This is a genomic window from Nocardia wallacei (assembly GCF_029869545.1).
GTDB lineage: Bacteria > Actinomycetota > Actinomycetes > Mycobacteriales > Mycobacteriaceae > Nocardia > Nocardia wallacei_A.
In genome coordinates this window covers 1-5,789 of the sequence record NZ_JARWQD010000147.1, presented here as the reverse complement: position 1 = coordinate 5,789, position 5,789 = coordinate 1, and the positions used below count along the sequence as shown (strand labels likewise).

Annotated in this window: 4 protein-coding genes and 1 pseudogene; all 5 read left to right on the top strand. The window is 68.0% G+C overall.

Features of this window, described 5'->3' with window-relative positions:
• Positions 1-134: 134 nt before the first annotated feature.
• Positions 135-1,496 (top strand): annotated as a pseudogene (locus QH290_RS11815) (sensor histidine kinase); the annotation flags it as partial.
• A complete protein-coding gene (locus QH290_RS11810) occupies positions 1,493-2,188 on the top strand; it encodes a response regulator (RefSeq protein WP_280382856.1) in 696 nt (231 codons plus the stop codon). The pseudogene QH290_RS11815 and the gene QH290_RS11810, both read left to right, overlap by 4 nt.
• A 368-nt stretch (positions 2,189-2,556) precedes the next feature.
• Entirely contained in the window at positions 2,557-3,666 is a 1,110-nt protein-coding gene (locus QH290_RS11805) for an alkane 1-monooxygenase (protein WP_425303585.1), read from the top strand.
• A 118-nt stretch (positions 3,667-3,784) separates the two neighbouring features.
• On the top strand, positions 3,785-4,039 hold the full coding sequence (locus tag QH290_RS11800; protein WP_280265236.1) for a hypothetical protein: 255 nt from the start codon (positions 3,785-3,787) through the stop codon (positions 4,037-4,039).
• Positions 4,040-4,141: 102 nt separating this feature from the next.
• Complete coding sequence (gene ahcY / locus QH290_RS11795) at positions 4,142-5,617, top strand: adenosylhomocysteinase (RefSeq protein WP_280382854.1); 1,476 nt, start codon at positions 4,142-4,144, stop codon at positions 5,615-5,617.
• Positions 5,618-5,789 lie beyond the last annotated feature (172 nt).

Below are 5,789 nucleotides of genomic sequence, written 5' to 3'. Positions count from 1 at the left end.
CCCCCCCCCCCCCGCCCACCCCCCCCCGTTGGCCCGCCGCCTGTGACTGCCGCCCCCCGCCTCGCGCCCCCCCAGCCCCGCCCAGTGGGCCCGGGCGCGTCCCGGGGGGGGGGGGGGCCGCGCCCCCGCCCCCGGCGGCCGCGGTGCGCACCGGGGACCCGACCGCGCTGCTGCAGCCGGTGACCGAGCGCATCCGCATCCGGACCGGCGTGGACTTCATCGTCGTCATGGCCCCCGACCGCACCCGCTACACCCACACCGAGCCGGATCGGATCGGAAAGCCGTTCAGCGGCACCATCGATCGGGCGCTGGCCGGTGAGACGTTCACCGAGACCTATACCGGCACACTGGGTCCCTCGATCCGCACCGTCACCCCCGTCTACGCCGACGGCCATATCGTCGCGCTGGTCTCGGCGGGGGTGACCCGCGCCAGGATCGGCGACCAGGTCCGGCAGCAACTGCCGCTGATCCTCGGTGCCGCGGGATCCGGCCTGCTGCTGGCGGTGCTGGGATCGCTGCTGTTGCGGCGGCGGCTGCTGCGCCAGACCCACGGCCTGGCCCCGGCCGAGCTGCGCACCCTCTACGAGCACCACGACGCCGTCCTGCATTCCATCCACGAGGGCCTGGTGGTGTTCGACCGCGATGCCGAGACGGCCGCGGTGGTCAACGACGAGGCGCGGCGGCTGCTGGAGCTGCCCGACGGCCCGGTGCGCCGCACGGATCTGCCGATCTCGCTGCGCCGCTTGGACAGAAAGGTCGTGCGCGACGAGATGCACGTGACCGCGGAACGGGTGCTGGTGGTGAATCAGGACGTCGTCGAATGGTCGGGGCGGCCGCTGGGTACGGTGCTCACCGTGCGCGATCACACCGAACTGCGCGACATGATGGGCGAGCTGAATTCGGTACGCGGGCTTGCCGATTCGCTGCGCGCGCAGGCGCACGAGTCGGCCAACCGGCTGCACACCGTGATCACGATGGTGGAGCTGGGCCGCTATCGGGAGGCCGTCGAGTTCGCCACCGCCGAACTGCGGCTCTCGCAGGCGCTGATCGATCGGCTGACCGGCGCGGTGCGGGAACCGGCGCTGGTGGCGCTGCTGCTGGGCAAGGTCGACCAGGCGATCGAGCGCGGCGTGGAGCTGACCGTCGCGGAGGACACCGCGCTCGAGTCGCCCGCGCCGCTGACCGCGCACGAAATGGTCACGCTGGTGGGTAATTTGATCGACAACGCCCTGGACGCCGTCGCCCAGACGCCCGATGCCTGGGTGGAAGTGACCGTCCGCCAGGAGGATTCGGCGCTGACCATCCGGGTCGCCGACAGCGGCCCGGGCATGTCGGAAGAGGTGTTCGTCCGTGCCATGGAACGCGGCTATTCGACCAAGACCGATCACCAGGGCCTCGGCCTGGCGCTGGTGCGCCGCCTCGTGGCGCGCCACGGCGGCACGCTGCGCGCGGAGCGGACCCCGGAATCGGCCGTGGTGGTGAGGATTCCGCAATGACGATCCGGGTACTGATCGTGGAGGACGAGCCGCGGATCGCCGAGGCGCACCGCTCCTATCTGGACCGCCTGCCGGATTTCGACGCGGTGGCGGTCGTGCAGACCGGCCGTGACGCGCTGCGGGCGGCGGCCCGGGCCGCCGAGGCGGGTGAGCCGATCGAGCTGGTGCTGCTGGACATCGGATTGCCGGACATCAGCGGCCTGGAGGTGACCGCGGCGCTCGCCCGGATGCGCCCGCGGCCCGATGTCATCGCCATCACCTCGGCCCGCGACCTCGAGATGGTGCGCGCCGCGGTGGCCCACGGCGTGGCGCTCTATCTGCTGAAACCGTTCACCTACGCGGCGTTTCGGGAGAAGATGGACCGCTACCTGGAGTTTCGCGCGGCACTGCCGAACGGCGAGGCCACCGTCACCCAGCACGATATCGATCGCGCCTTCAGCGCGCTGCGGACCGCAGACCCGAAGGCCACCGCGCCGAAAGGCATTGCACCGCAGACCCTCGAGGAGGTGTCGCGCGCGGTCCGCGCCGCCGCCGAGGGGTTGTCGGCCACAGAAACCGGCCGGGCGGTAGGAGTTTCGCGGGTGACCGCCTGGCGGTATCTGGAACGCCTGGCCGAGGACGGTGTGGTGGATCGGCGCACGGACTACGGCCGCGCCGGGCGGCCGCAGGTTCGTTACGTGTGGCGCCGCTGATCCGGCCGTTTCCGAATCGTGTTGTGTTATATAACAATTCCTCGGGCGCCCTATTGTGGATGCTCGTGGTCAACTGGCAGGGTTTCGCGGTGTCGCAGACGGTCGGCGACGCGCGATGTCACGGTGGGGGTGTTCGTACATCCGGCGTTTGCCTGTGGTATGCGGTGACCGGCGTCACCTGTGTGGGGCCTTAAGAATGTACCGGGCAGTATGTAACGGCGCACACTCTTCCCGGGTGTGGTGAGGTGTAACGGGCGTAATGTCTGTACATATCTACTGGCAACAGATCCAGGGTTCTTTTTAGCGGGGCAAACGTGCAAACGGTCGGCAAACGCTCGGGTTCCCCAGACCCCAAGCGTCACCTGTGGGTGCTGGGGCTGATAGCTCCGGGTTGTGCCGTGCTGCCCTCACAACTCGTGCTGCACACCGGATCTCCGGTGTTCTGGTGGATCGGGCCGATCATCGTGCTGATCGTCATCCCGGTCCTGGATTGGGTGGTGGGGGAGGACGGCAGCAACCCACGCGACGAGGACTACGAACTGCTCTCCAACGACCGGTACTACCGGTGGTGTACCTACCTGTTCCTGCCGATCCAGCTGATCGGCCTGGGGATCGCGGGTTATCTGTGGGCCGACGACGAACTCGCCGTCGTCGACAAGCTGGGGCTGGCGGCCACCCTGGGCTTCGTCAGCGGAATCGGGATCAACGCCGCGCACGAACTCGGCCACCGGGTCGAAAGTCTGGAGCGGTGGCTGGCGAAAGTCGCGCTGGCGCAGTCCGGTTACGGGCACTTCTTCGTCGAGCACAACAAGGGGCATCACGCGCGGGTGGCGACGCCGGAGGATCCGGCCAGCGGCCGCCTCGGCGAGTCGCTGTGGGAGTTCCTGCCGCGCAGCGTGATCGGCGGGTACCGATCGGGCATCAAGCTCGAGCGGGATCGCCTGCGGCGCAGGGGCTTGGGCTGGTGGAGTGTGCGCAACAACATTCTGCAGGCGTGGTCGATGACGGTGGTTCTCTACGGTGCGCTGTTGCTCGCCTTCGGCCCGGCGCTGCTGCCGTACCTGCTGCTGCAGGCGGTCATCGCGGCCGGGCTGCTGGAGACGGTCAACTACGTCGAGCATTACGGCCTGCTGCGGCGCAAGCGGCCGAACGGCATGTGGGCACGCTGCTCACCGGCCGACAGCTGGAACTCCGACCGGCTGGTGACCAACATCTTCCTGTTCCACCTGCAGCGGCACAGCGACCACCACGCCAATCCGGGCCGCCGGTATCAGACGCTGCGCAGTTCGCAAGAGGCGCCGCAACTTCCGGCGGGATACGCCTCGATGATCGTGCTGGCGGCGATCCCGCCGCTGTGGCGCCGGGTGATGGATCCGCGAGTGCTGGCCCACTACGACGGCGACGTCAGCAGGGCGAATATCGCTCCGCGCAAGCGAGATCGCATCCTGGGGATGTACGGCCGTACCGCCCCGGCCTAGCGTGTAATGCGCATCACATCCGCGACGGTGTGGTCGTCGACCCCAAATCCCAACGGCGGCAGTTAAACTCCTCTCGGGCGACAGCGAATTGTCGCCGTTGAATCTAGGGGAGGGAATCATGAAGTCTGTTCTGCGCGCCGTCATCGCACTGTCCATGGGGGTAGCCGGAGTCGCCGGAATCGGTGCCGCGGCCGTGAGCGCGGCCGTTCCTCAGGTCTCGGGGTATCCGCTGGTGAAGCAGGTGGGCCCGCGCGTCGGCGACGTCTACGGCGACGAGGCGACCTGCAAGGCGATCCTGCGCACCTGGGGCATGGACGACAGGTTCAAGTGCACCAAGATCGGCGTCAACGAGCACCGGGTGGACCGGAAGTAGGCCGCGGCGCGGCTGGTTCCGAGCAGCTCACGGCCCTTGCGTATCGCGTACGCACCAAAGCGGCTAGCCTTTCCTGGGTAGTACGCCGACCAGGAGAGGCAGATGACGACCGCAGTGAGCAGCAAGATGACTGCCGACCACCGCAACGGGATCGATTACAAGGTGGCGGACCTGTCTTTGGCCGAGTTCGGCCGCAAGGAGATTCGGCTGGCCGAGCACGAGATGCCGGGGCTGATGGCGTTGCGACGCGAGTACGCGGAGGTCCAGCCGCTGAAGGGCGCGCGGATTTCCGGATCGCTGCACATGACGGTGCAGACGGCGGTGTTGATCGAGACGCTGGTCGATCTCGGCGCGCAGGTGCGGTGGGCCTCGTGCAATATTTTCTCCACCCAGGACCATGCCGCGGCGGCCGTGGTGGTCGGCCCGCACGGCACCGTCGAGGAGCCCAAGGGCACGGCGGTGTTCGCCTGGAAGGGCGAGACCCTCGAGGAGTACTGGTGGGCGGCGGAGCAGATGCTGACCTGGCCGGACGAGCCCGCGAACATGATCCTCGACGACGGCGGCGACGCCACCATGCTGGTACTGCGCGGCGCGCAGTACGAGAAGGCGGGCGTCGTGCCGCCGGAGGACGAGGAGCATCCGGCCGAGTTCAAGGTATTCCTGAACCTGCTGCGGGAGCGGTACGAGACCGACAAGGCCAAGTGGTCGACGATCGCGGAGTCGGTGCGCGGCGTGACCGAGGAGACGACCACGGGCGTGCTGCGGCTGTACCAGTTCGCCGCCGCGGGTGAGCTGTCGTTCCCGGCGATCAACGTCAACGACTCGGTCACCAAATCGAAGTTCGACAACAAGTACGGCACCCGGCATTCGCTGATCGACGGCATCAACCGCGGCACCGACGTGCTGATCGGCGGTAAGAAGGTGCTGATCTGTGGTTACGGCGATGTCGGCAAGGGTTGCGCGGAGTCGCTGTCGGGACAGGGTGCCCGCGTGCAGGTCACCGAGATCGACCCGATCAACGCGCTGCAGGCGCTGATGGACGGGTTCGACGTCGTCACCGTCGAGCAGGCCATCGGCGCGGCCGATATCGTGATCACCTCGACCGGCAACAAGGACATCATCACCCTCGACCACATGCGGGCGATGAAGGACCAGGCCATCCTGGGCAATATCGGCCACTTCGACAACGAGATCGACATGGCCGCGCTGGAGCGTTCCGGTGCCGAGCGGCTGAACATCAAGCCGCAGGTCGACCTGTGGACGTTCAAGGAGTCGGGCAGGTCGATCATCGTGCTGAGCGAGGGCCGCCTGCTGAACCTCGGCAACGCCACCGGCCACCCGTCGTTCGTGATGTCCAACAGCTTCTCCAACCAGGTGATCGCCCAGATCGAGCTGTGGACCAAGCCCGACGAATACGACAACGAGGTCTACCGCCTCCCCAAGCACCTGGACGAAAAGGTGGCCCGCATCCACGTAGAGGCCCTCGGCGGCACCTTGACCAAGCTCACCAAGGACCAGGCCGAATACATCGGCGTAGACGTAGAGGGCCCCTACAAGCCCGACCACTACCGCTACTGACAAGGTCCCGCCCTGCGGGACCGAAGTGGAACTGGCCTGAAGGGTTTCAGTTCTCTGCGGCCCGACTCCTTTTCCCGTTGCCGCGGGCCCCCCGGGGGGCGGGCACCGGGTGGGGTGTGGGGGGGGGGGGGGGGGGGGGTGGGCCGGGGCGCGCCCCCGCTTTGGGCGGGGG